The organism is Alsobacter metallidurans, assembly GCF_014636935.1.
Taxonomy (GTDB): domain Bacteria; phylum Pseudomonadota; class Alphaproteobacteria; order Rhizobiales; family Beijerinckiaceae; genus Alsobacter; species Alsobacter metallidurans.
The window spans coordinates 1,256,200-1,276,502 of record NZ_BMES01000001.1; the positions used below are offsets into that span (position 1 = coordinate 1,256,200).

A 20,303-nucleotide genomic window follows, 5' to 3' on the forward strand; every position below is an offset into this window, starting at 1 on the left:
ATGACCAGCCCCGCCCCATCCGCCGCGCCCGTACGCGCCCGCTTCGCTCCCTTCGAGCGGCTGGGCCTTGCGCTGGTGCGGCTCTTCGATCCGCCGATGCGGGCGGTGCAGCGCCTCGTCGGGGTGGGGCGGATGCCCTACGTGTTCCTGCTCCCGAACGCGCTGTTTTTTGGCGTCTTCGTGTTTTTGCCCATCGGCATCAACATCGTGTTCTCGGTCACGGGCGGTACGGCGCTGTTTCCGTCGCAGCGGCCCTATGTGGGCGGCCAGCAATACGCCTACCTCTTGGACTGCGGCTCCTATCTGGAGCCCGCGACCTGCCGCGAGGACCACTTCTGGCGCGGCGTGGCCAACACGCTGAAGTTCACGATCTTCCAGATGATCGCCATGGTGCTGTTCTCGCTGGCCGCCGCGCTGGTGCTGAACCGGCCCATTCGCGGGCGCGGCTTCTTTCGCGCGGTGTTCTTCTTTCCGGTGCTGCTCTCGCCCGTCGTGGTGGCGCTGATCTGGAAATGGATCCTGCAGCGTGACGGGCTGCTCAACGCCGTGCTCACCACGGCGGGAGGCGAGAAGATCCTGTTCTTCGTGGATCCGGGCTGGGCCATGTTCTGGTCGGTATTCGTGTCTGTGTGGGCCCATATGGGCTTCTACACGCTGATCCTGCTGGCCGGCCTCCAGGCCATTCCGCGCGACATCTACGAGGCCGCCGAGATGGACGGCACGCGGCCCTGGCGCACGCTGGTGCGCATCACCCTGCCGCTGCTCTGGCCCAACCTGCTGGTCGTGCTTGTGCTGGTGCTGATCCGCTCCGTGCAGGTCTTCGACGAGGTCTTCGTGCTCACGGGCGGTGGCCCCGGCACCGCCACCATGATGATCGTGCAGTACATCTACACGACGGCCTTCGCCAACCAGGTGCAGAACTTCGGCCTTGCGGCCGCCGCCTCCGTGCTGCTCGGCCTGGTGCTGTTCGGGCTCACGCTGCTGCAGCTCTACTTCACGCGCAGGAAAGCCGCATGACCGGGATCGCGCGCCTCTTTACCGCCCGCCGCGGCGTCGGCCGGCTGCATTGGACCGATTGGGTGTCCTACGCATTCCTGGCCGTCGCCGTGGTGCTGATGTTCGGCCCAGTGCTGTGGCTCGTGCTGTCCTCGTTCAAGACGCCCGCCGCCCTGCTGGAATTCCCGCCGACGCTCGCCCCCGTCGCCCAGAAGGAGGTGCGCGTCGAAGGCTACCCGCAGCCGCTGCCGCTTTTCTCCGTCCCGATGGAGGATGGAACCGTGCGCCAGCTCGCGCAGGTCCGTCGCGTCGGCATCATCGCCCAGATGGTGGATCCCGCGAGCCCGGCGGCGACGGTCAGGGTCCCGGTCGACAAGCGCACGCCCGTGCGGGAAGTCGCCTTCGCATTCGAGAACTACATTGAGCCCCTGGCCAAGTTCGACTTCCTCCGATTCCTCGGCAACTCGCTGTTCGTCACCGTGGTGGCGACCCTGATCACGCTGGTGATCAACTCCATGGCCGCCTACGCGCTCTCGGTCTACGAGTTCAAGGGCAAGAGCCTGGCGATGCTGGGGGTGATCGGCACGCTGATGATCCCGATCACCATCATCCTGGTGCCGGTCTATCTGGTCGTCACCGAGATGGGGCTCGTGAACTCGCTCTGGGCCGTGATCCTGCCCGGCGCGGCGACGCCCACGGGCGTGTTCCTCCTGCGCCAGTATATGCTCACCATCCCGCGCGACCTCATCGAGGCGGCCCGCATGGACAAGGCCTCCGAGTGGCGCATCTACGCCCGCATCGTCATGCCGCTGTCGCTGCCCGCCTTGGCGGTGCTCGCCATCTTCTCGATCATGTGGCGCTGGAACGACTTCCTGTGGCCGCTGGCGGTGCTCACCAAGAGCGAGGTCCACACCCTGCAGATCGCGCTGAACGCTTTCCAGGGTGAGCTGCAGACGCAATGGCACTACCTGCTCGCCATGACGGTGGTGACGCTGGCTCCGGTCGCGATCGTGTTCGCGTTCCTGCAGCGGTTCATCACCACCGGCATCGCCAACACGGGAATGAAGTGATGGCCGGCCTCGAACTCAGAGCCATCCGCAAGGACTACGGCCCCGTCGCGGTGCTCAAGGGCGTCGACCTATCCATCGCGGACGGCGAGTTCGTGGTGTTCGTCGGGCCTTCCGGCTGCGGCAAGTCCACGCTGCTGCGCGTCATCGCAGGGCTCGAGACCGTGACGGGCGGGGCCGTGACCATCGACGGGCAGGACGTCACCCGCGTCCCCGCGTCGGATCGCGGCCTCGCGATGGTGTTCCAGTCCTACGCGCTCTACCCGCACATGAGCGTCTACGACAACATGGCCTTCGCGCTGGAGAACATGGGCGTCGCCAAGCCGGAGATCGACGCCCGCGTGCGCCGCGCGGCCGCGATGCTGCGGCTCACCGATTATCTGGCCCGCAAGCCCGGCGCGCTCTCGGGCGGCCAGCGCCAGCGCGTCGCCATCGGCCGCGCCATCGTGCGCGATCCCAAGATCTTCCTGTTCGATGAACCGCTGTCCAATCTGGACGCCGAACTGCGCGTCGCCACCCGCAAGGAGCTGGCCGCGCTGCATGCCGAGATCGGCGGCACGATGATCTACGTCACCCACGACCAGGTCGAAGCCATGACGCTCGCCGACCGCATCGTGGTGCTGAATGGCGGGCGCATCGAGCAGGTCGGGCGGCCGCTCGATCTCTACAACGAGCCCGCCAACCTGTTCGTGGCCGGCTTCATCGGCTCGCCGCGCATGAACCTGCTGCCCGCCGGCGTGGACGCTGTGGGCGCGCTCACGCTCGCCGGGCGCGCCCTTGCGGGCGTCACGCCCGGCGCCCAGCTCGCCGGCGAGGCCGTCACGCTCGGCGTCCGCCCCGAGCACGTCGGGCTGTGCGCCGCGCCCGAGGCCGACGCCACCGTGGCGGTGGACCTCGTCGAGCAACTGGGCGGCGAAACCTTCCTGTACGCGTCCGGACAGGCCGATCTCAAGCTCACCATCCGCCTCGATGGCCAGGTCGGCGTCGGGCGCGGCGATATCCTGCCGGTGCGGTTCGATCGCGCGCGGCTGCACGTGTTCGATGCGGCCGGGCGCGCCCGGCCCCTCGGCCTCGCCCCACGGAGCCCTGCATGAAAGCCCTGACGCGCGCCCGCTTCGCCGGGCGCGACGGCGTTTCCGCCGTGTTCGCGCTCGACTACGGCGTTGAGATCCGCATCGCGCTGCTGGAGCCGGATCTCGGCCGCGTGCTGATGCGCCGCGATGGCGGCTACCGCCTCGACCGCGGCTGGACGGTCGCGCCGGACGGCGAGGACACGCCCTACGAGGGCCGTCCGCGCGACGATCTGGCGGGCTTTTCCTGCCCAACCGCCACCGTGACCGAGCGGGACGGCGTGGTGACGCTCGCGGGCGAGCGGCTGCGCGCCGAGGTCACGCTCGAGCCCTTCGGCGTCGCCTGGTTCCGCGCCGGCGAGAGCGCGCCGTTTCTGCAGGACCGCCGCACCCAGGCCTATTTCGTGTCGCGCAAGACGCACGCCTTCGTGCATCACACTGAGCGCCAGGAGCACGACCGGCACTATGGTCTCGGCGACAAGGCCGGTCCGCTGGACCGCACCGGCCGGCGCTTCCGCATCGACGCCGTCGACCCCTGCGGCTTCGACGCAGAGCTGAGCGATCCGCTCTACAAGATGATCCCATTCGTGATCGTGGCCGGTCCGACAGGCGCGCATGGCGTGTACTACGACAACCTCGCGACCGCCGAGGTGGACCTCGGCGCGACGCTGGACAACTACCACGGGCTGTTTCGCTCCTACCGGGCCGACGACGGCGACCTCGACGCCTATGTGTTCGCCGGGCCGGGCGTGCCGGACGTCGTGCAGGCCTTCTCGCGCCTCACGGGCGGCCACGCCTTCGGACCGCTCTGGACGCTGGGCTTCGCCACCACCTCAATGGCGATCGCGGACGCGCCCGACGCGCATGCGCGAATCGCCGATTACGTCGCCAAATGCGCCGAGCACCGCATCCCGTGCGACAGCTTCCACTTCGGCTCCGGCTACACGATGATCGACGGCCGTCGCTACGCGTTCCATTGGAACAGGGACAAGTTCCCGGATCCCGAGGCGACGCTGAAGAGCCTCGCCGACGCCGGCATGCATCCGGTCACCAACCTCAAGCCCTGCCTGCTGGAGGACCATCCGCGCCTCGCCGAGCTGCGCGACGGGGGAGGGCTGGTGCTAGATGGAGAAACGCGCGAGCCCGCTGTGGCGCAGTTTTGGGACGGGCTCGGCTTTCATCTCGATTTCACCCACCCGAACGGCCGCGCCTGGTGGCGGGCGGGCATCAACGACGCGCTGCTCCGCAAGGGCGTCGTGACGGTGTGGAACGACAACAACGAATACGAGATCTGGGACGAGGACGCGGTCGCGCATGGCGACGGCCGGCCCTTCGCGCAGACGCTGGCGCGCCCTGCCCAGGCGCTGCTGATGACCAAGCTGTCGCGCGACGCCCAGGTGGCGCATGCGCCGGCGAAGCGCCCCTACGCGATCACGCGCGGCGGCGCGGCCGGCATCGGCCGCTACGGCCAGACCTGGTCCGGCGACAACGAGACCGCCTGGAAGACCCTGCGCTTCAATCTCACGCAGGGGCTCAACATGAGCCTGTCCGGCCTCTTCGACATCGGCCACGACGTCGGCGGCTTCCACGGCCCCAGCCCCGGCCCGGAGCTCCTGTGCCGCTTCGTCGAGTTCTGCTCCTTCTGGCCCCGCTTCGTCATGAACTCCTGGAACACGGATGGGGTGACGACGCTGCCGTGGATGCACCCGGGCGTGATCGCGCCCATCCGCGAGGCCATCCGCCTGCGCTACCGGCTCGCGCCCTACCTGTACGCGCGCATGTGGCGCGCCGCGCTCGCGGACGATCCGGCCGTGCGCCCGCTCTTTTACGATTTTCCGCAGGATCCCGGCGCCATCGCCACCGAGGACGCCTTCATGCTCGGCCCGGATCTCCTGGTTGCGCCCGTGCTGGAGGAGGGCGCCCAAACCCGCTCGGTGCGGCTGCCCCACCATCCGGGCGGGTGGTACGCGTTTCACGACGGCTCGCACCACCCGGGCGGGACGGTCGCGACCGTGGACGCCCCGCTCGGCCGTGCGCCGCTTTTCGTGCGCGCCGGGGCCATGCTCCCGCTGGCGCAGCCAGGCGAGCGCCTGGACCCCGCGCAGGATCGCGTCCGCGAACTGGCGATCTTTGGCGCGCCCTCGGCCGCCGAGGCGAACCTCTATGACGACGACGGCGAAACGGCCGGCTGGCGCGAAGGGGCCGGGAGGGTAACCCAACTGCTGTTGCGGGATGGCCGCCTGTCTGCGACGGCCGAAGGTCGTTATGAGCCCGCCTGGCGCGAGATCCGGGTGCGCTGCGTCGGCGGCCCCATGCCGGCGTTTGAGCAGCGAGGCCCGGTTCGGCTGACGGCCTGAGCCGCGCTCAAGCCTTGGCGGGCTGCGGCGCGGGGGCCAGCAGCACGAGCCCGTCGGTCATCAGCACCGGGCTCGTTTCGGCGACCTGCGCGATCAGCTCGCCCAGAGTGACGTCGACCGGCTCCGGCCCCACCCGGAAGTCATCGAGGATGGCTTCGGCTGTCTCCTGGCCGATGGCAGCGCAACTCGTCAAACCCTGGATGAACGGTCGCTCGTCCAGCAGGAACGGCAGGCTGCAGCACCAGACGTTGCGCATGGAGTTCGGGCCGTCCACGAGCCGGAACGTCTCGTCGACCCGGATGGCGCGCCCGCCGGGATCGTCGCCGAGGTCGCGATTGGCGAACAACAGCGCTCGAAGCGTCGGGAACGGAAACGCCTCGTCCGGCGCGGCTTCCTGGCCCGTGGCGTCGAAGATGCAGTCGAACGCCGCAGCGCCGCCGCCCGAGATCACGCGGCCGCCCTGCGCCTCGCGCTCCACTCGGTATTCCGGATCGAGCTTCTCCAGATGGAGCACGCCCGCCTCCCGCAAGGCCAGCAGCCGTTCCACCGATCGCGGCGGCACGGCCGCGTAGTTGTCCACGAACACGCGCTTCAGCCCCATGTCGAAGCGGCGCATCTCGTCTTCGTCGAGCGCCGGAACGCACGCCGCAAAGGCTTCGTGGCTGCGCAGGATTGCATAGCGCCACGCGATGACGTGCTGTGTCTTCGCGTTTCGGCGGACCTCTTCGAGATTGCGCCGCGCCCACGCGAAGGGGTCGGCTCCGTCGCGCTCAGCGAAATAGGCGTCCGCGAAGCTGTCAGCGTCCAGGCCGGCCAATCCGATGCCTTCCGCATAATCCGGATCGCTGGCCGCCAGCATGTCCGCGAAGGCGGCGAAAACGGCGTCCAGCACCCGCCCGGGCGGGCTTGCGTCCACAAGCCTCAGGACATCGGCCTCTGCAAAGCCATCCGCCGGCGTGGTCGGCAGCGGGCAGAAGAAGTCCGCCTCGGGAAGCCGGCCGCCACGCGACATCATGGTGATGCGCAGCGGCGGCGCTTCCGGGAAAGCCTGGTAGCGCGCGCCCGCGAACAGGCCGCGTTGGCTCGCCATTGCGGTTGCGAGGTCGATCGCGGACAGCGACGACCCCAGGATTGCGACGTTCTTGACGTCGTCGTCGAGCGTCGTCAGCGCCTTGTGCGGGTATTCGACGCTGAGATGGCCCGTTGCGATCACGAGCTTGTCGCAGGCGCAGCTCCAGGGCGCGCCGTCTCGCTCCGCGACGATCCGGATCGAGGTCTCGATCGGAACGACGTCCTTCACCCGGGTATTCGTGTGGACGCGCAGATCATGGCCCGCGGCAAGCGCCTCGTCCCGCAGCAGCGCAAGCTGCTCGGCAAAATAGGCGCCGAGCGCCACGCGGGGGTAGAAATCCCGCTCCCCGAGGCGGCCGCGATCCAGCCCCCACGCCGAAAGGGTGTCGTCGGGGCGCCGCCTCATGAACGCCAGCAGCGTCTCGACCACGGGCGGCAGCTCGACGCTGGCGATGTTGGCGAGCATCTCGACCGTGTTGCGCCGCGGATCATAGGGCGTCCCAACGCCCGCCTGCGGCCCCGCCTCGAGCAGCAGCAGGGTCAACGGCCGCGGCTGCCGCACGAGGCTGCGGAGCGTGTAGATCGCCGTTGGCCCTGTACCGATGATCACGACAGTTCGCACGCAACGCTCCACCCGGCCCCGAACCACGCTGAAACAACGGCGCTGAAGCTTGGTTCCAAGCCTGGGGTGCGGCCATTTGGGCCGGCGCAGCGCAACGAAAAGCGCCGCGAACCGATCGGCGACCAGGAAAGAGCTTTGAAGCTCTGGCTGGGGCGGGAGGATTCGAACCTCCGCATGGTGGAATCAAAATCCACTGCCTTACCGCTTGGCGACGCCCCATCAGACTCATCGTCCGGCGCGGCGGACCATAGTGGGAGGCGCCATGGCGCGCAACGGGGGGAGGGGCGGTTTTGGCGCCGTTGAGGCGCGGCGAGTTGGGGCCGTGCGGGGCGGATCAGGCTGGTCGCCGGACGGCGATGCTCGCGCTTGCGGGAGGCGTCGGCTGGTTTAGGCTCGCCGAGCCACGCCCACCATCGCGGAGCATAAGCCATGGCTGACGAACTCGTGTTCTACACCAACCCAATGTCCCGCGGGCGCATTGCCCGATGGATGCTGGAGGAGGTGGGGCAGCCCTATCGCACCGAGATCCTGGACTATGGCACGACCATGAAGGCGCCGGATTACCTCGCCGTTAACCCGATGGGGAAGGTTCCGGCCGTGCGCCATGGGCAGACGGTCGTTACAGAAGCTGCGGCGATCTGCGCCTATCTGGCGGACGTGTTCCCGGAGGCGGGGCTTGCGCCTCCGCACGGCGCGCGGGAGCGCGGGCCCTATTACCGCTGGATGTTCTTTGCGGCCGGCCCGGTCGAAGCGGCCGTGTCGAACCGTGTGATGGGGTGGTCGGCGCCCGAAGGCCGCGAGCGCATGCTGAGCTATGGCCGCTTTGAAGACGCCATGGCGGCGCTCGATTATGCGGTGTCACAGGGCGACTACGTGGCGGGTGACCGTTTCACGGCGGCGGACGTCTATATCGGCTCGCAGATTGGGTGGGGCCTCATCTTCGGGACCATCGAGAAGCGCCCGGCCTTCGAGCGCTACTGGGCCCGGGTGAGCGACCGCCCGGCCTACCGACGCGCGACCGAGATCGACGACGCATTGATGCCGAAGGAGTGACCCGGCGCGCGCCTGTTGCCCGGTCTAGCGCCTTACCCCCCGGCGGCGCAGCACGATGCGCTCCAGCGCCGTCATGGCGTCGTAGATCAGCACCGCCATCACGCCCACCACCAATCCGCCCTGCAGGATAAAGGCGGTATTGTCTGACAGGAGGCCGGCGATGATGACCTCGCCCAGCCCCTTGGCGGCTACCGTAGAGCCGATCGTGGCGGTGCCGATCGCGATCACGGTGGACAGGCGCACGCCCTCCAGGATCTGCGGCGCCGCCAGCGGCAGTTCGATCTTCACCAACCGCTGTAGACCGCCCATGCCCGCGCCCTTGGCCGATTCGACCACGGCTGCCGAAACCTGCTGCAACCCGCTGAGCGTGTTTTCGAAGATCGGCAGCAGGCCATAGACGAACAGCGCGATCAGCGTCGGCGCCTGCCCGAAGCCAACCAGCGGAGCCGCCACAGCCAGCACGGCGACGGGCGGAAAGGTCTGGCCGATGTTCACGATGGCGCGCGAAAGCGGCAGGAACTCCGCGCCCGCCCGCCGGGTGACCAGGACGCCGAGCGCTATGGCGACCACGGCGCTGCCCACGGTGGCGAGCGCCACCAGTTCGAGATGCGCGATGGCGAGGTCGAGCAGCGAAGCCTGCGTGTAGATGGGCGGCGCGCCATTGTGCGTCAAAGGCGCGAACACAGGTGCGAAAAACTGCGGGGCGAGCAGGAAGGCGAGCAACAGCACGAGCGCAACGACGCGCGGAGCCAGCGCCATCGTGCTCATGCGCCGCGTCCGAGCGCGAGAATGCGGCGCAATGACAGGCGGCGGGGCGGCGTACCCGCCTCGCCGCTCACCGCTGCGGCGTCGGCGCCGCGCCAGATCAGCTCCGCAAGGGCGTCGCGCAGGTTCGCATCAGGCGCGATCGGGAAAAGCCCGTCCGTGTCGCCGCTTTCGGCGGCGTCGCGCGCGGTCTTGAGCGATAGCGCCCTGAGGGCGCGGTCCGACGAACCAATCAGTCGCGACACGTAGTCGTTGGCGGGCCGCAGCAGCAGGTCCTCGGGGGATCCATATTGCTGGAGCTTGCCGCCGCTCATCACCGCTATGGCGTCGCCGAGATGGAACGCCTCCTCCATGTCGTGGGTGACGAGCAGGATGGTGGTTTCGAACCGGCGCTGGATGGCCTTTACGTCGTCCTGCGCCTTGACGCGGATGATGGGGTCGAGCGCGCCGAAGGGCTCGTCCATCAGCAGAATGTTGGGGCCGGCCGCAAGCGCGCGCGCGACGCCGACGCGCTGCTGCTCGCCGCCCGAAAGTTCGTCCGGATACTTGGCCGCGAACTGGCCGGGATCGAGCTGGAGCGCCTCCAGCAACTCCGCCACGCGGGCGCGGATCTTCGCTTTTGGCCAGCCGAGCAGCGTGGGCACGGTGGCGATGTTCTGCGCCACGGTGCGATGCGGAAACAGGCCATGGCCCTGGATGGCGTAGCCGATGCCGCGGCGCAGGGTCGGGCCGGGCAGGGAGGCGACGTCCCGCCCGTCGATCAGCACCCGCCCGGCGGTGGGCTCGACCAGGCGATTGACCATGCGCAGCAGCGTCGACTTCCCCGAGCCGGACTGGCCGACCACCACCGTGAATGATCCCGGCTGGATCTGCATGGACACGTCCGACACCACATCGACGTCGCCATAGCGCTTGGTGAGGTTCTCGAGCTCGATCATGCCGGACGCCTGCCGAGTGCGTCGACAACTGCGTCCAGCAGCACCGCGGCCACGAACGCCATCGCGACCGTTGGGGCGGCGCCGAGCAGCACGAGGTCGATCGCGGTCTGGCCGACGCCCTGGAACACGAAGGTCCCGAGCCCGCCGCCGCCGATCAGAGCCGCAATGGTGGCGAGGCCGATGTTTTGCACCAGCACCACCCGCACCCCGGCGAGGATCACCGGCAGGGCGAGCGGGATTTCAATGCGGGCGAGGATTTGCCTTCGCGTCATGCCCATGCCTGCGGCGGCGTCCACCGCGGTGGCGGGCACGCGCCCAAGCCCGAGCGCCGTGTTGGCCGCCACGGGCAGCAGGGCATAGAGGGTTAGGGCGAGCAGCGCCGGCGCTGCGCCGATGCCGCGGATCCCGAGCTCGGCCGCCCAGGGCTGCGTGCGGCCCAGCCAGGCGAGCGGGCCCATCAGGAGGCCGAACAGCGCGATGCTCGGGATGGTCTGCACCACGTTGAGGACGGGCAGAACCGCGCCCCGGATGCGAGGGCTGAGCGCACAGAGCGCGCCGAGCGGAGCCCCGATCAGTATAGCGGCCGCCACGGACCCGCCAGCAAGCAGCAGGTGCTGGCGCGCCTCGCGCCCGAAAACGTCCGCCCGCGACGCGTATTCGCGCATAACCGAGAGCTGGTCAAAGAGGCCGGAGCGGAACGCCAGCACGGTCACGGCGGCGGCGCCCGCCAGCGCGGCCATGCGCAGCAACGGCGACAGCCCCAAGCGCGCCAAGGCGTCGGTGGCGAGCAGCGCCAGCGCCAGAAGCAGCAGCCAGGCTCCGCCCCCGGGCGCGACCCGGGCGAAGCGGTCGCCCGGAGGCGTCAGCCAGCCCGCCCCGAAGCCGACAGCCAGCGCCATCGCGCCGACGCCCAGCAGCGCGGCGGCGAGGCGAACGCGCGGCCGCCGGTCCAGAAGCGCCACCGCGGCGACGAGCGCCAGCACAGCCAGGAATGCCGCCGCGACGGCCGTTCCCAGCGTGTCGGCCAGGGTCTTGCCGGCGCCCGCCGCGATGCGGTTGGCCTTAAACGTCAGAAAGGGCAGGGACGCTAGCCCGCCGGCCGCCAGCGCAACCAGCAGGAGGCCGAGGCGATCGAGCCGTGCCAGGGCGCCTGTCCCAACCTGCCGCGGCGGCGCCGCGGCGGCCTGGTGCGTCGCCATGGCGTCGCGCGCCTTACTTCTTCAGGAAGCCCTTGGATTTCAGGTATTCCTCCGCGACCGCCTTGGCGGGCTCGCCACCCACCTGGATGCGGGCGTTGAGGTCCTGCAGCGTCTCGCGCGTGAAGCTCTCGAACACGGGCTTCAGCCACTCGGCGATCTTGGGATTATCCTTCAGCACCGCCTCGCGGATGATCGGGGCGGGCGCATAAACGGGCTGGTCGTTCTTGTCGTCGTCCATGACGACGAGGCCCGACGCCGCAACGCCGCCGTCGGTGCCATACGCCATGGCGGCGTTGGTGCCGTTGGTCTGGTCGGCCGCCGCCTTGATGGTCGCGGCCGTGTCGCCGCCCGAGAGCACCACCAGTTGGTCGGGCTTCATCGTGAAGCCGTAGGTCTTGCCGAAGGAGGGCAGGGCCGCCGGCGAGTTCACGAACTCGGCCGAGCCCGCGAGCTTCACGGTTCCACCGCCCGCGACCCATTTGCCGAAGTCGCTCATCGTCTTCAGCTTCGCCTTGTCGGCGACGTCCTTGCGCACCGCGATCGCCCAAGTGTTGTTGGCCGGCGCGGGCGAGAGCCACACGATCTTGTTGGCGTCGTAGTCGAGCTTCTTGGCCAGTTCGTAGCCCTTGGCGAGGTCCTTCCAGGCGCCGTCCTCGGCCTTGTTGAAGAAGAAAGCCGCGTTGCCCGTATATTCCGGATAGATGTCGATCTCGCCCGACGTGATCGCCTTGCGCACCACCGGCGTGCCGCCGAGCGTCAGGCGATCCTGCGTCTTCACGCCGTTCGCCTCCAGGACGATGCGGATGACGTTGCCGAGCAGCGTCGCCTCGGTATCCAGCTTGGATGACACGACGACGTCGGCCCGTGCGGCGCCCACGGCGCCCATCGCCAGTCCGAACGCCACCACGGCGATTTTGCTAACCTTGATCATGGAAGCCCTCGTTGTCGAAATCCGCCTCAGGCCCCCGCCGCGCCAAGTTTGGCTGGCCGAAACGATACGGGTCAAGAGCCGCGCTGGATTGGCGCAACCCCGCTCGGGGCTGTGAACTCGCTCACACACGTAAAGGCTGCATCGTGGTCCAATGTTCGCGCCGAAAGGCGATCTCTCGACTTCCCTCCGAGGAGCTCTCTTCACTCCGAAGCTCCGACTTCCCGCCGGCCCCGCGCCGGCGGGCTTTTCATATCCAACCGTGGTCCTGAACACTCGGCAACGGGCGTCGGCACGGAGCCAAAACTTGCGAACTCCCTTGCGTGGGAGGGCTGGGTTGCTGTCCTAAACCGCAGCCCCTGCCGGCCGGGGCTCACGCACGGCGGCGAGCAGTCTCGCCGGCGTGCGCCTCCGACGATGGATCTTGTCCATCAACAAGTAGATCACTGGCGTGGTGTAGAGCGTCAGCAACTGGGACACGATCAGCCCGCCCGCGATGGTGACGCCGAGAGGGCGGCGCAGTTCGGAGCCGGGGCCCGTGGCCAGGATCAGCGGCACGGCGCCAAGCAGGGCGGCTAGAGTTGTCATCAGGATCGGCCGAAACCGCTCGAGGCAGGCCTCGTGTATGGCGTCGAGCGGCGACAGCCCGCGCCGGCGCTCGGCTTCCAGCGCAAAATCCACCAGCATGATGCCGTTCTTCTTCACGATGCCGATCAGCAGGATCACGCCGATGAAGGCGATCACGGACAGCTCCATCCCGGTGACCTTGAGCGCCAGCAACGCCCCCAGCGCGGCCGACGGCAGCGTCGACAGGATGGTGAGCGGGTGCGCGAGGTCCTCGTACAGGATGCCGAGCACCAGGTAGACGGCGATCAGCGCGATGCCCACCAGCGCCGGCTGCGACCCGGCGCTCTGCGCAAAAGCCTTGGCGTCGCCTGCGAATTCGGCGTGAAGCGTGTCGGGCAGGTGCATCTCGGCAACTGCCGCCAGGATGCGGCTCTGCGCATCCGCGGCCAGCACGCCGGAGGCCATGTCATACGTGATGGTGGCGGCCGGGAACTGGCCCTGGTGGTTGACGACCAACGGCGCCAACCCGCGCTCCACGGTCGCCACCGACGAGAGCGGGACGAGCCCGCCGCCGCTTGCCGGAACATAGATGGCCGACAGGTCGCCCGGGTCGCGCTGGAAGCGCTGCTCGACCTCCATGACGATGCGATACTGGTTGCGCTGCGAGTAGATGGTCGAGATCTGCCGCTGCGCGAAGGCGTTGTTCAGAGCGTTGTCGATGTCCTGGATCTTGACGCCCAGCCGCGAGGCCGTCGGCCGGTCGATCACCACGTTGGCCTGCAGGCCACTGGGCTGGCGGTCCGTGGACACGTCCACGAGTCCCTCAACGGCCTTGATCTTGTCCAGCACCTTGGGAGCCCAGGCGATCAGCTCGTCGTAGTCGGGCGTCCAGAGCGTGAACTGGTTGGGGGAATTGCCCTGCCGGCCGCCGACGCGCACGTCCTGGCTGGCGAACAGGAACACGCGGATGCCCGCCACCTCGGCGAGCTTCTTGCGGAGGCGGTCGATCACCAGCGGTGTCGCCAACCCGTCGCGATCGGCCTGCGGCTTCAGGCTCACATACATCTGCCCCTGGTTCACCGAGCCCGACCAGCCGCTCGCACCCACGGACGATCCGATGCCGGCCACGGCGGGATCGGCCTGCACGATGGCGGCGACGCGCTCCTGCAGGTCCAGCATGGCCGGGAAGGAGATGTCGGTGGACGCTTCCGTGAAGCCGAACAGGAGGCCGGTGTCGTCCTGCGGGAAAAAGCCCTTGGGCGTCTTGATGAACAGGTTCACCGAGGCTGCGATCGTGGCGAGCAGGATCAGCACGGCCAGGAACTTCTGCCGCAACACCACCGCGAGCGTCGCGGCGTAGAACCGCACCAGCCCGGCCAGCGCGCCCTCCACCACCCGGTCCACGAGCCTCCCGCGATCCTGCGCCGGCGGGCCCTTGCTGCGCGCGCAGATCATCGGCGTGACGGTGAGCGACACGACCGTGGAGATCACGATCGTAAAGGCCAGCGTCATCGCGAACTCGCGGAACAGCTTGCCCAGCACGCCGCCCATCATGAACAGCGGCAGAAAGGCGGCCAGCAGCGATACGCTGATCGACACGACCGTGAAGCCGATCTGCCGTGCGCCCTCGATGGCGGCCTGCAGCGCCGAGAGCCCCGCCGCGCGGTTGCGGTCGTAGTTCTCGATCATCACGATCGCGTCGTCGACCACGAAGCCCACCGAAACCGCGAGCGCCATCAACGAGATGTTGTCGAGCGAGAAGCCGGCCGCCCACATGCACGCGCACGCGCCCGCGAGCGACAGCGGCACCGTGACGCCCGCCGCCATGGTCGGCGTGAGCCGGCGCAGGAACACGAGCACCACCAGCATCACGAGCCCGACCGTGGCGGCCAGCGTCCACTGCATGTCGTCGACGCTGGCCCGGATGGTGACCGTGCGGTCGGACAGGATGTCGACCTTGATCCCCGCCGGCACCCAGCGGCCGAGCTCCGGCAGCAGCGCCTTGATCTGGTCCACGGTGGCGATGACGTTGGCGTCCGCCTGCTTGGTGATGTTGAGCAGAACGGCGGGCTTGCCGTTGTAGCTCGCAGCGGAGCGCCGGTTGCGCGTCCCGGCCTCGACGGTCGCGATGTCGCCGAGCCGCACGCTGACGCCGTTCAGTGTCTTCACCAGCAGCCGAGCGACATCGTCGGGCTTGGCGAGCTGCGCATTGGTGGCGATCGCCAGCATGCGGTCGTCGCCGTCGATGGAGCCGATCGGCGCCAGCGCGTTGGCGGCCACGATGGCGCTGCGCACGGTTTCCATGGACACGCCCATGGCGGCGAGCCGCGACGGGTCGATCCGCACCCGGATCGCGGGCTGCTCGGCGCCCGACACGCTGACGTCGCCCACGCCGCTCACCTGCGCGATACGCTGTGCGATGACGCTGTCGGCCGCATCGTAGACGGCGCTGGGCGCCATGGTGTCGGAGGTCAGCGCCAGGATCAGGATCGGCGCGGCCGCCGGGTTCATCTTGCGGAAGGTCGGCAGCGTCGGCAGGTCGCCCGGCAGGTCCGTGGCGGCTGCGTTCAGAGCCGCCTGCACGTCGCGGGCGGCGCCGTCGACGCTGCGGTTGGCGTCGAACTGCACCACGATGCTGGTCTGCCCGAGCGACGAGCGCGACGTGATCTCGGTGACGCCCGCGATTTCGCCGAGCCGCCGCTCGAGCGGAGCCGCCACCGTGGCGGCCATCGTGGTCGGATCCGCGCCTGGCCGGCTCGACGCCACCCGGATGGTCGGCAGGTCTACGGTGGGCAGGCTCGACACGGGCAGGAGATGATAGGCCGCAAGCCCGGAGATCAGCAGCCCGAGCGCCATCAGGGTCGTGCCGACGGGCCTCCGGATAAACGGTTCGGAGATGCTGAACCCGCTCATGAGGCGGAACCGTCGTCGCGCTCTCCGTCATTGCGAGGAGCGCAGCGACGCGGCAATCCAGACGCCGGGCATGACCCTCTACGCCCGGCGTCTGGATCGCTTCGCTGCGCTCGCAATGACGGAGAAGATGTCACGGCCGCGCCTCCCCGGTCGCCAGCGGAGCTCCGCCCAGCCTTAACCGCACCCGCTCGAGCGCAAGGTAGATCACCGGGGTGGTGTAGAGCGTGATCAGCTGGCTCAGCAGCAGGCCGCCCACAATGCTGATGCCGAGCGGGTTGCGCAGCTCCGAGCCGACGCCGCTTTCGAGAGCCAACGGCAGCGCGCCGAACAGGGCGGCGAGCGTGGTCATCATGATCGGCCGGAACCGCAGCAGGCAGGCCTTGGTGATGGCGTCCCGCGGCGAAAGCCCGTCCTGGCGCTCGGCGTCGAGCGCGAAGTCGATCATCATGATCGCGTTTTTCTTCACGATGCCCATCAACAGCACGATGCCGATCAGCGCCACGATTGAAAGGTCCTGTCCGGTGAACCGCAGCGCCAGCAACGCCCCCACGCCCGCTGAAGGCAGCGTGGACAGGATCGTGATCGGGTGAATAGCGCTCTCGTAGAGCACGCCCAGCACGATGTAGATCGTCACCACTGCGGCCAGGATCAGCCAGGGTTGCCCGGCGAGCGAGCGCGCGAACTCGGCGGCTTCGCCCGAGTACCGGCCGCTGACCCCGGCCGGTGCGCCGAGCTCGGCTTCCGCCCGCCCGATCGCCGCCACGGCGTCGCTGAGCGACGAGCCGGGCGCGAGATCGAAGCTGATGGTTTCGGCCGGAAACTGTTCCTCGTGCTGCACCACCAGCGGCGCGGTGCGCTGGCGGATGGTCGCGATGGCGGACATCGGAACCTGCGCGCCTGCGCTCGTGGAGAGGTAGAGCTTGCCGATGGACGCGCTGTCCTGCTGATAGCGAGGCTGCGCCTCCAGGATGACGCGGTACTGGTTGGATTGGGCATAGATGGTGGAGATCTGCCGCTGCCCGAAGGCGCTGTTCAGCGTGTCGTTGACGGTCTGCATCGAGACGCCGAGCCGTGCGGCGGCGTCGCGGTCGACCTCGACGAAAAGTTGGCCGCCGCCTTCGCCGCCCTCCGTCGCGACGTCGCGCAGGGCCGGCTCGTCGCGCAGCCGGGCGGCGAGCCGCGCCGCCCAGCCGGTTACCTCGGCCGGGTCAGCGCCGGTCAGCGTGTACTGATAGGCGGCGCGGCTGGCGCGCGTGGTGATCTGCACGTCCTGCACGAGTTGGAACGATACCCGCGCCCCCGGGATGGAGGCCGTACGAGCTTTCAACCGCTCGATGATCGCCTCGGCGTCGGCGCTGCGCCGGTCGCGCGGCTTCAGCGTGACGGTGAGCCGGCCCGTGTTGGGCGTCAGGTTGGAAGGGCCGACGCCCGCCACGGCGGCTACGCCGGACACGTCCGGGTCGGCCCGGATCGCTTCCGCGGCCGCGATCTGCGCGCGCTGGATCGCCGCAAAGGATGCAGTCGGCTCTCCCTGCGCGATGGCGGTGATGAGGCCGGTGTCCTGCTGCGGCAGGAAGCCCTTGGGCATGGCCACGTACAGCCACAGGGTCGCGGCCAGCGTCGCGAAGGTGACGAGCAGCATCAGGCCCGAACGGCGCAGCGCCCATTCGAGGCTGCGTCCGTAGCCAGCCGTAACGCCGTCAAACATCGCGTTGAATGTGGCCGCGATCCGTCCCGGCCGGGCGGCCTCGCCTTCGCGCGCGGGCTTGAGAACCCGCGCACACATCATCGGCGTGAGCGTCAGCGACACAATCGCGGAGGCGACCACCGCCACGGTCAGCGTCAGCGCGAACTCGCGAAACATGCGCCCGACGATGCCGGTCATGAACAGCAGCGGAATGAACACCGCGATCAGCGACAACGTTAGCGACACCACCGTGAATCCGATCTCGCGCGCCCCCTCCAGCGCCGCCTCGAACGGCGGCTCGCCGCGCTCGATGTGCCGGACGATGTTCTCGATCATCACGATGGCGTCGTCGACCACGAAGCCCGTCCCGATGGTGAGCGCCATCAAGGACAGGTTGTCGAGGCTGAATCCCGCGAACCACATCACCCCGAAGGTGGCGACCAGCGAGAGCGGCAGCGCCACTCCCGCGATGATGGTGGCCCGCACGGTGCGCAGGAAGAGGAGCACCACGAGCACGACGAGGCCGACGCTCAGCGCCAACGTGAACTGCACGTCCTTGATGGAGGCCCGGATAGCGCCGGTGCGGTCGTGGATCACGGCCAAGGTCACGTCGGCGGGTAGCACCCGCTGCAGGCGCGGCAACTCCCCCTGCAGGCGCCGCACGGTCTCGACCACGTTGGCGCCCGGCTGGCGCTGGATGTCGATGATGATGGCGGGCTGGCCGTTGCTCCAGCCGGCCACCTTCGCGTTCTCCAGCCCGTCCACCACCTCGGCGACGTCGCGCAGCAACACCGGAGCGGCGTTGCGATAGGCGATCACGACGTCCCGGTAGGCCGCCGCGCTGGTCACCTGGTCGTTGGCCGCGATGGTGTAGGACTGATGCGCGCCGTCGAGCGAGCCCTTCGGCCCCGCCACGTTGGCGTTCACGATGGCGACGCGCAGGTCGTCCATGCCGATGCCGTATGAGGCAAGGCGCTGCAGGTCGGCCTGGATGCGGATCGCCGGCCGGACGCCGCCTTGGACCGAAACGTGGCCGACGCCTGTGATCTCGCTCAGCCGTTGGGACAGCAGGGTGTCAGCCATGTCGCTGAGCTGGCGCACACCGTAGGTCGGCGAGCTTAGCGTCAGCGTCAGGATCGGCGCGTCGGCAGGGTTCACCTTGGAATAGACAGGCGGGTAGGGGAGCGTCTTGGGCAGGGTCGACGCAGCGGCGTTGATGGCGGCCTGCACGTCCTGGGCGGCGGCGTCGATGTCACGGTCGAGATTGAACTGCAGCGTCACCTGGCTGATGCCGAAGGCCGACGATGACGTCATCGTGGAGAGCGACGGAATCTGCCCCATTTGCCGCTCGAGCGGCGCGGTGACGAGCGCCGCCACCGTCTCGGGATTGGCGCCCGGCACCTGCGTGGTGACCTGGATGGTCGGAAAGTCCACCTGCGGCAGGGACGACACCGGCAGGTTCAAATAGCCCATTACGCCGGCGATCAGCACCGCCAGCCCCAGCAGCGAGGTCGCGATCGGCCGGTGAATGAAGGGCGACGAGATGCTCATGATAACCCGGCCCGTGCTCCCTTCCCACCCCTTCGATACCCCTCGTTCTTCGAGACGCCATGCGAAGCCGCATGGCTCCTCAGGACGAGAGGCATCCCCGGGGAGACGAGCCCGAACTTGGCGTCGCTGTTCATGGCGTCGCGGCCGTGCTCGGCGCGGGCTGCCCGGCGGCCTCGCGTCTCGGCCGCTGCCCTGGCGTCGCAGCCGGAGCGCCGTCCGCCCCAGCGGCCGGTGCGCCCTCGCGACGCCGTCGACCTTCGCCGCCTGCGCCGGGCGTCCGCCCGCGCATGTCCTGGTGGATAGCGGGTGCGGCGCCGTCCGCGGGCGCGTCGGGCGCCGACACGGCCACGCGCGCGCCTTCGGCGAGCCGCGCGAAGCCGGTCGTGACGACGCGGTCGCCGGCCTGGAGGCCTGTCGCGATCACGGCCTGCACGTCGTCCTGGGTTCCCACCGTGACGTCGCGAAGCGCGACGGTGTCGTCCGGCTTCACCACGTAGACGAACGTGCCCTTGGGTCCGCGCTGGACGGCCGCCGTGGGGGTGACGACGACCTGCCTCAGCGTTTCCACGAGGAGGCGGACATTCACGAAGGCGCCCGGCCACAGCGCCAGCTGCGCATTGGGAAATTCGGCTTTCAACCGCACGGTGCCGGTGGTGATGTCTACCTGGTTGTCCACCACCTGGAGCGCGCCCGCATCCACGACGGCCTTGCCGTCCGCCGCCACGGCTTCGGCCCGCAGCGGAGCTGCGCTCTGCGCCTTGATCACGCGCGCCAGCTGCTGCTGCGGCAGGTTGAACAGCACGGCGATCGGCTGGATCTGCGACACCGTGACGATGCCGACCGCATCGCCCTGCTTGACGATGTTGCCCTCGTCGACATTGCGAAGTCCCGTGCGCCCGTCCAGCGGCGACACGATGGTGGTGTAGGCCAGCGTCGCCCTGGCGCTGTCGATGGCGGCCTGATCGGATTTCAGCTGCGCCTCGAGCTGCGCCACCGTAGAGCGCTGCGTGTCCGCCTGCTGGCGCGTTCCCGCGTTGGTTTCGGCGAGCCGAACATAGCGCTCGAGGTCTCGCCGGGCATTTTCGAGCAGCGCCTGGTCCTGCGCCTTCTTGGCCGTCGCCTGGTCGAGCTGCGCCTGGTAGGGGGTCGGATCGATGCGGGCGAGAATATCGCCCTTTTTCACGTCCTGGCCCTCCCGGAAGCGGATCTCGATCAATTGGCCGTCGACCTGCGGCCGCACCGTGACGCTGTTCAACGGCCGGGCGGTGCCGACGCTCTCCAGGTAGATCGGCACGTCCGCGAGTTTCGCCGGAACAGCGATCACGGCCGCGGGCGGCTGGCCCTCGCCGCCGCCGCCTCCGCCGCGCCGGCGTCCGCCGCCTCCTCCCGGGCCACGCTCGCGCACGCCCTGGCTGTCCGAGCTGGGCCAAAAATGGTCGACCGCCATCGGACCCAGCAGGGCCGCCACGATGGCCACCATCGCGAGCGGGACGCCGACTCGCCAAACCTTGCTCATTGG

The 20,303-nt window shown here is 69.1% G+C and carries 13 protein-coding genes and 1 tRNA gene; 5 read left to right on the forward strand and 9 right to left on the reverse strand.

Features of this window, described 5'->3' with window-relative positions:
• Genes IEV99_RS05560 through IEV99_RS05575 form a run of 4 tightly spaced genes read left to right on the forward strand, consistent with a single transcriptional unit; the run spans position 1 to position 5,490 of the window.
• The gene (locus IEV99_RS05560) at positions 1-1,017 is read left to right on the forward strand and encodes a carbohydrate ABC transporter permease (RefSeq protein ID WP_188516693.1); all 1,017 of its coding nucleotides are present in this window, start codon (positions 1-3) and stop codon (positions 1,015-1,017) included.
• Positions 1,014-2,066, forward strand: coding sequence for a carbohydrate ABC transporter permease (locus tag IEV99_RS05565; protein ID WP_188516694.1), 1,053 nt, complete (start codon positions 1,014-1,016; stop codon positions 2,064-2,066). Before IEV99_RS05560 ends, IEV99_RS05565 begins: the two co-directional genes overlap by 4 nt.
• The gene (locus IEV99_RS05570; protein WP_188516695.1) at positions 2,066-3,157 is read left to right on the forward strand and encodes an ABC transporter ATP-binding protein; all 1,092 of its coding nucleotides are present in this window, start codon (positions 2,066-2,068) and stop codon (positions 3,155-3,157) included. Before IEV99_RS05565 ends, IEV99_RS05570 begins: the two co-directional genes overlap by 1 nt.
• Positions 3,154-5,490, forward strand: a complete 2,337-nt coding sequence (locus IEV99_RS05575; RefSeq protein WP_188516696.1) for a glycoside hydrolase family 31 protein — start codon at positions 3,154-3,156, stop codon at positions 5,488-5,490. The genes IEV99_RS05570 and IEV99_RS05575 overlap by 4 nt, the downstream gene beginning before the upstream one ends.
• Positions 5,491-5,497: 7 nt before the next feature.
• On the opposite strand, the gene IEV99_RS05580 is transcribed toward IEV99_RS05575, so the two are convergent.
• On the reverse strand, positions 5,498-7,183 hold the full coding sequence (locus IEV99_RS05580) for an FAD/NAD(P)-binding protein (protein ID WP_188516697.1): 1,686 nt from the start codon (positions 7,181-7,183) through the stop codon (positions 5,498-5,500).
• Between the two features lie 144 nt (positions 7,184-7,327).
• Positions 7,328-7,402 (reverse strand) — tRNA-Gln (locus tag IEV99_RS05585).
• Positions 7,403-7,612: 210 nt separating this feature from the next.
• Between IEV99_RS05585 and IEV99_RS05590 the strand changes: the two genes are divergently transcribed.
• Entirely contained in the window at positions 7,613-8,236 is a 624-nt protein-coding gene (locus IEV99_RS05590) for a glutathione S-transferase family protein (RefSeq protein ID WP_188516698.1), read from the forward strand.
• Positions 8,237-8,260: 24 nt separating this feature from the next.
• Here the strand turns inward: IEV99_RS05590 and IEV99_RS05595 are convergent, their stop codons facing one another.
• The 7 genes from IEV99_RS05595 to IEV99_RS05625 form a co-directional block, all read right to left on the reverse strand.
• Entirely contained in the window at positions 8,261-9,004 is a 744-nt protein-coding gene (locus IEV99_RS05595) for an ABC transporter permease (RefSeq protein WP_188516699.1), read from the reverse strand.
• The gene (locus IEV99_RS05600; protein WP_188516700.1) at positions 9,001-9,939 is read right to left on the reverse strand and encodes an ABC transporter ATP-binding protein; all 939 of its coding nucleotides are present in this window, start codon (positions 9,937-9,939) and stop codon (positions 9,001-9,003) included. Before IEV99_RS05600 ends, IEV99_RS05595 begins: the two co-directional genes overlap by 4 nt.
• Positions 9,936-11,138: an ABC transporter permease gene (locus IEV99_RS05605; protein WP_188516701.1), complete on the reverse strand. Its 1,203-nt coding sequence runs from the start codon at positions 11,136-11,138 to the stop codon at positions 9,936-9,938. Before IEV99_RS05605 ends, IEV99_RS05600 begins: the two co-directional genes overlap by 4 nt.
• Before the next feature lie 13 nt (positions 11,139-11,151).
• Positions 11,152-12,024: a glycine betaine ABC transporter substrate-binding protein OsmF gene (gene osmF / locus IEV99_RS05610; protein WP_371875779.1), complete on the reverse strand. Its 873-nt coding sequence runs from the start codon at positions 12,022-12,024 to the stop codon at positions 11,152-11,154.
• 387 nt (positions 12,025-12,411) lie between these two features.
• Positions 12,412-15,546, reverse strand: a complete 3,135-nt coding sequence (locus IEV99_RS05615) for an efflux RND transporter permease subunit (protein ID WP_188516703.1) — start codon at positions 15,544-15,546, stop codon at positions 12,412-12,414.
• 130 nt (positions 15,547-15,676) lie between these two features.
• Complete coding sequence (locus IEV99_RS05620; RefSeq protein ID WP_188516704.1) at positions 15,677-18,784, reverse strand: efflux RND transporter permease subunit; 3,108 nt, start codon at positions 18,782-18,784, stop codon at positions 15,677-15,679.
• A 130-nt stretch (positions 18,785-18,914) separates the two neighbouring features.
• Complete coding sequence (locus IEV99_RS05625; RefSeq protein ID WP_188516705.1) at positions 18,915-20,300, reverse strand: efflux RND transporter periplasmic adaptor subunit; 1,386 nt, start codon at positions 20,298-20,300, stop codon at positions 18,915-18,917.
• Positions 20,301-20,303 lie beyond the last annotated feature (3 nt).

What these genes read in the sequence shown, in the direction of transcription:
- IEV99_RS05565 (WP_188516694.1), top strand. Translation starts at nt 1,014, where the DNA reads ATGACCGGGATCGCGCGCCTCTTTACCGCCCGCCGCGGCGTCGGCCGG.
- osmF (WP_371875779.1), bottom strand. Translation starts at nt 12,024, where the DNA reads ATGGGCGCCGTGGGCGCCGCACGGGCCGACGTCGTCGTGTCATCCAAG.
- IEV99_RS05615 (WP_188516703.1), bottom strand. Translation starts at nt 15,546, where the DNA reads ATGAGCGGGTTCAGCATCTCCGAACCGTTTATCCGGAGGCCCGTCGGC.
- IEV99_RS05570 (WP_188516695.1), top strand. Translation starts at nt 2,066, where the DNA reads ATGGCCGGCCTCGAACTCAGAGCCATCCGCAAGGACTACGGCCCCGTC.
- IEV99_RS05560 (WP_188516693.1), top strand. Translation starts at nt 1, where the DNA reads ATGACCAGCCCCGCCCCATCCGCCGCGCCCGTACGCGCCCGCTTCGCT.
- IEV99_RS05605 (WP_188516701.1), bottom strand. Translation starts at nt 11,138, where the DNA reads ATGGCGACGCACCAGGCCGCCGCGGCGCCGCCGCGGCAGGTTGGGACA.
- IEV99_RS05620 (WP_188516704.1), bottom strand. Translation starts at nt 18,784, where the DNA reads ATGAGCATCTCGTCGCCCTTCATTCACCGGCCGATCGCGACCTCGCTG.
- IEV99_RS05575 (WP_188516696.1), top strand. Translation starts at nt 3,154, where the DNA reads ATGAAAGCCCTGACGCGCGCCCGCTTCGCCGGGCGCGACGGCGTTTCC.
- IEV99_RS05595 (WP_188516699.1), bottom strand. Translation starts at nt 9,004, where the DNA reads ATGAGCACGATGGCGCTGGCTCCGCGCGTCGTTGCGCTCGTGCTGTTG.
- IEV99_RS05590 (WP_188516698.1), top strand. Translation starts at nt 7,613, where the DNA reads ATGGCTGACGAACTCGTGTTCTACACCAACCCAATGTCCCGCGGGCGC.
- IEV99_RS05625 (WP_188516705.1), bottom strand. Translation starts at nt 20,300, where the DNA reads ATGAGCAAGGTTTGGCGAGTCGGCGTCCCGCTCGCGATGGTGGCCATC.
- IEV99_RS05600 (WP_188516700.1), bottom strand. Translation starts at nt 9,939, where the DNA reads ATGATCGAGCTCGAGAACCTCACCAAGCGCTATGGCGACGTCGATGTG.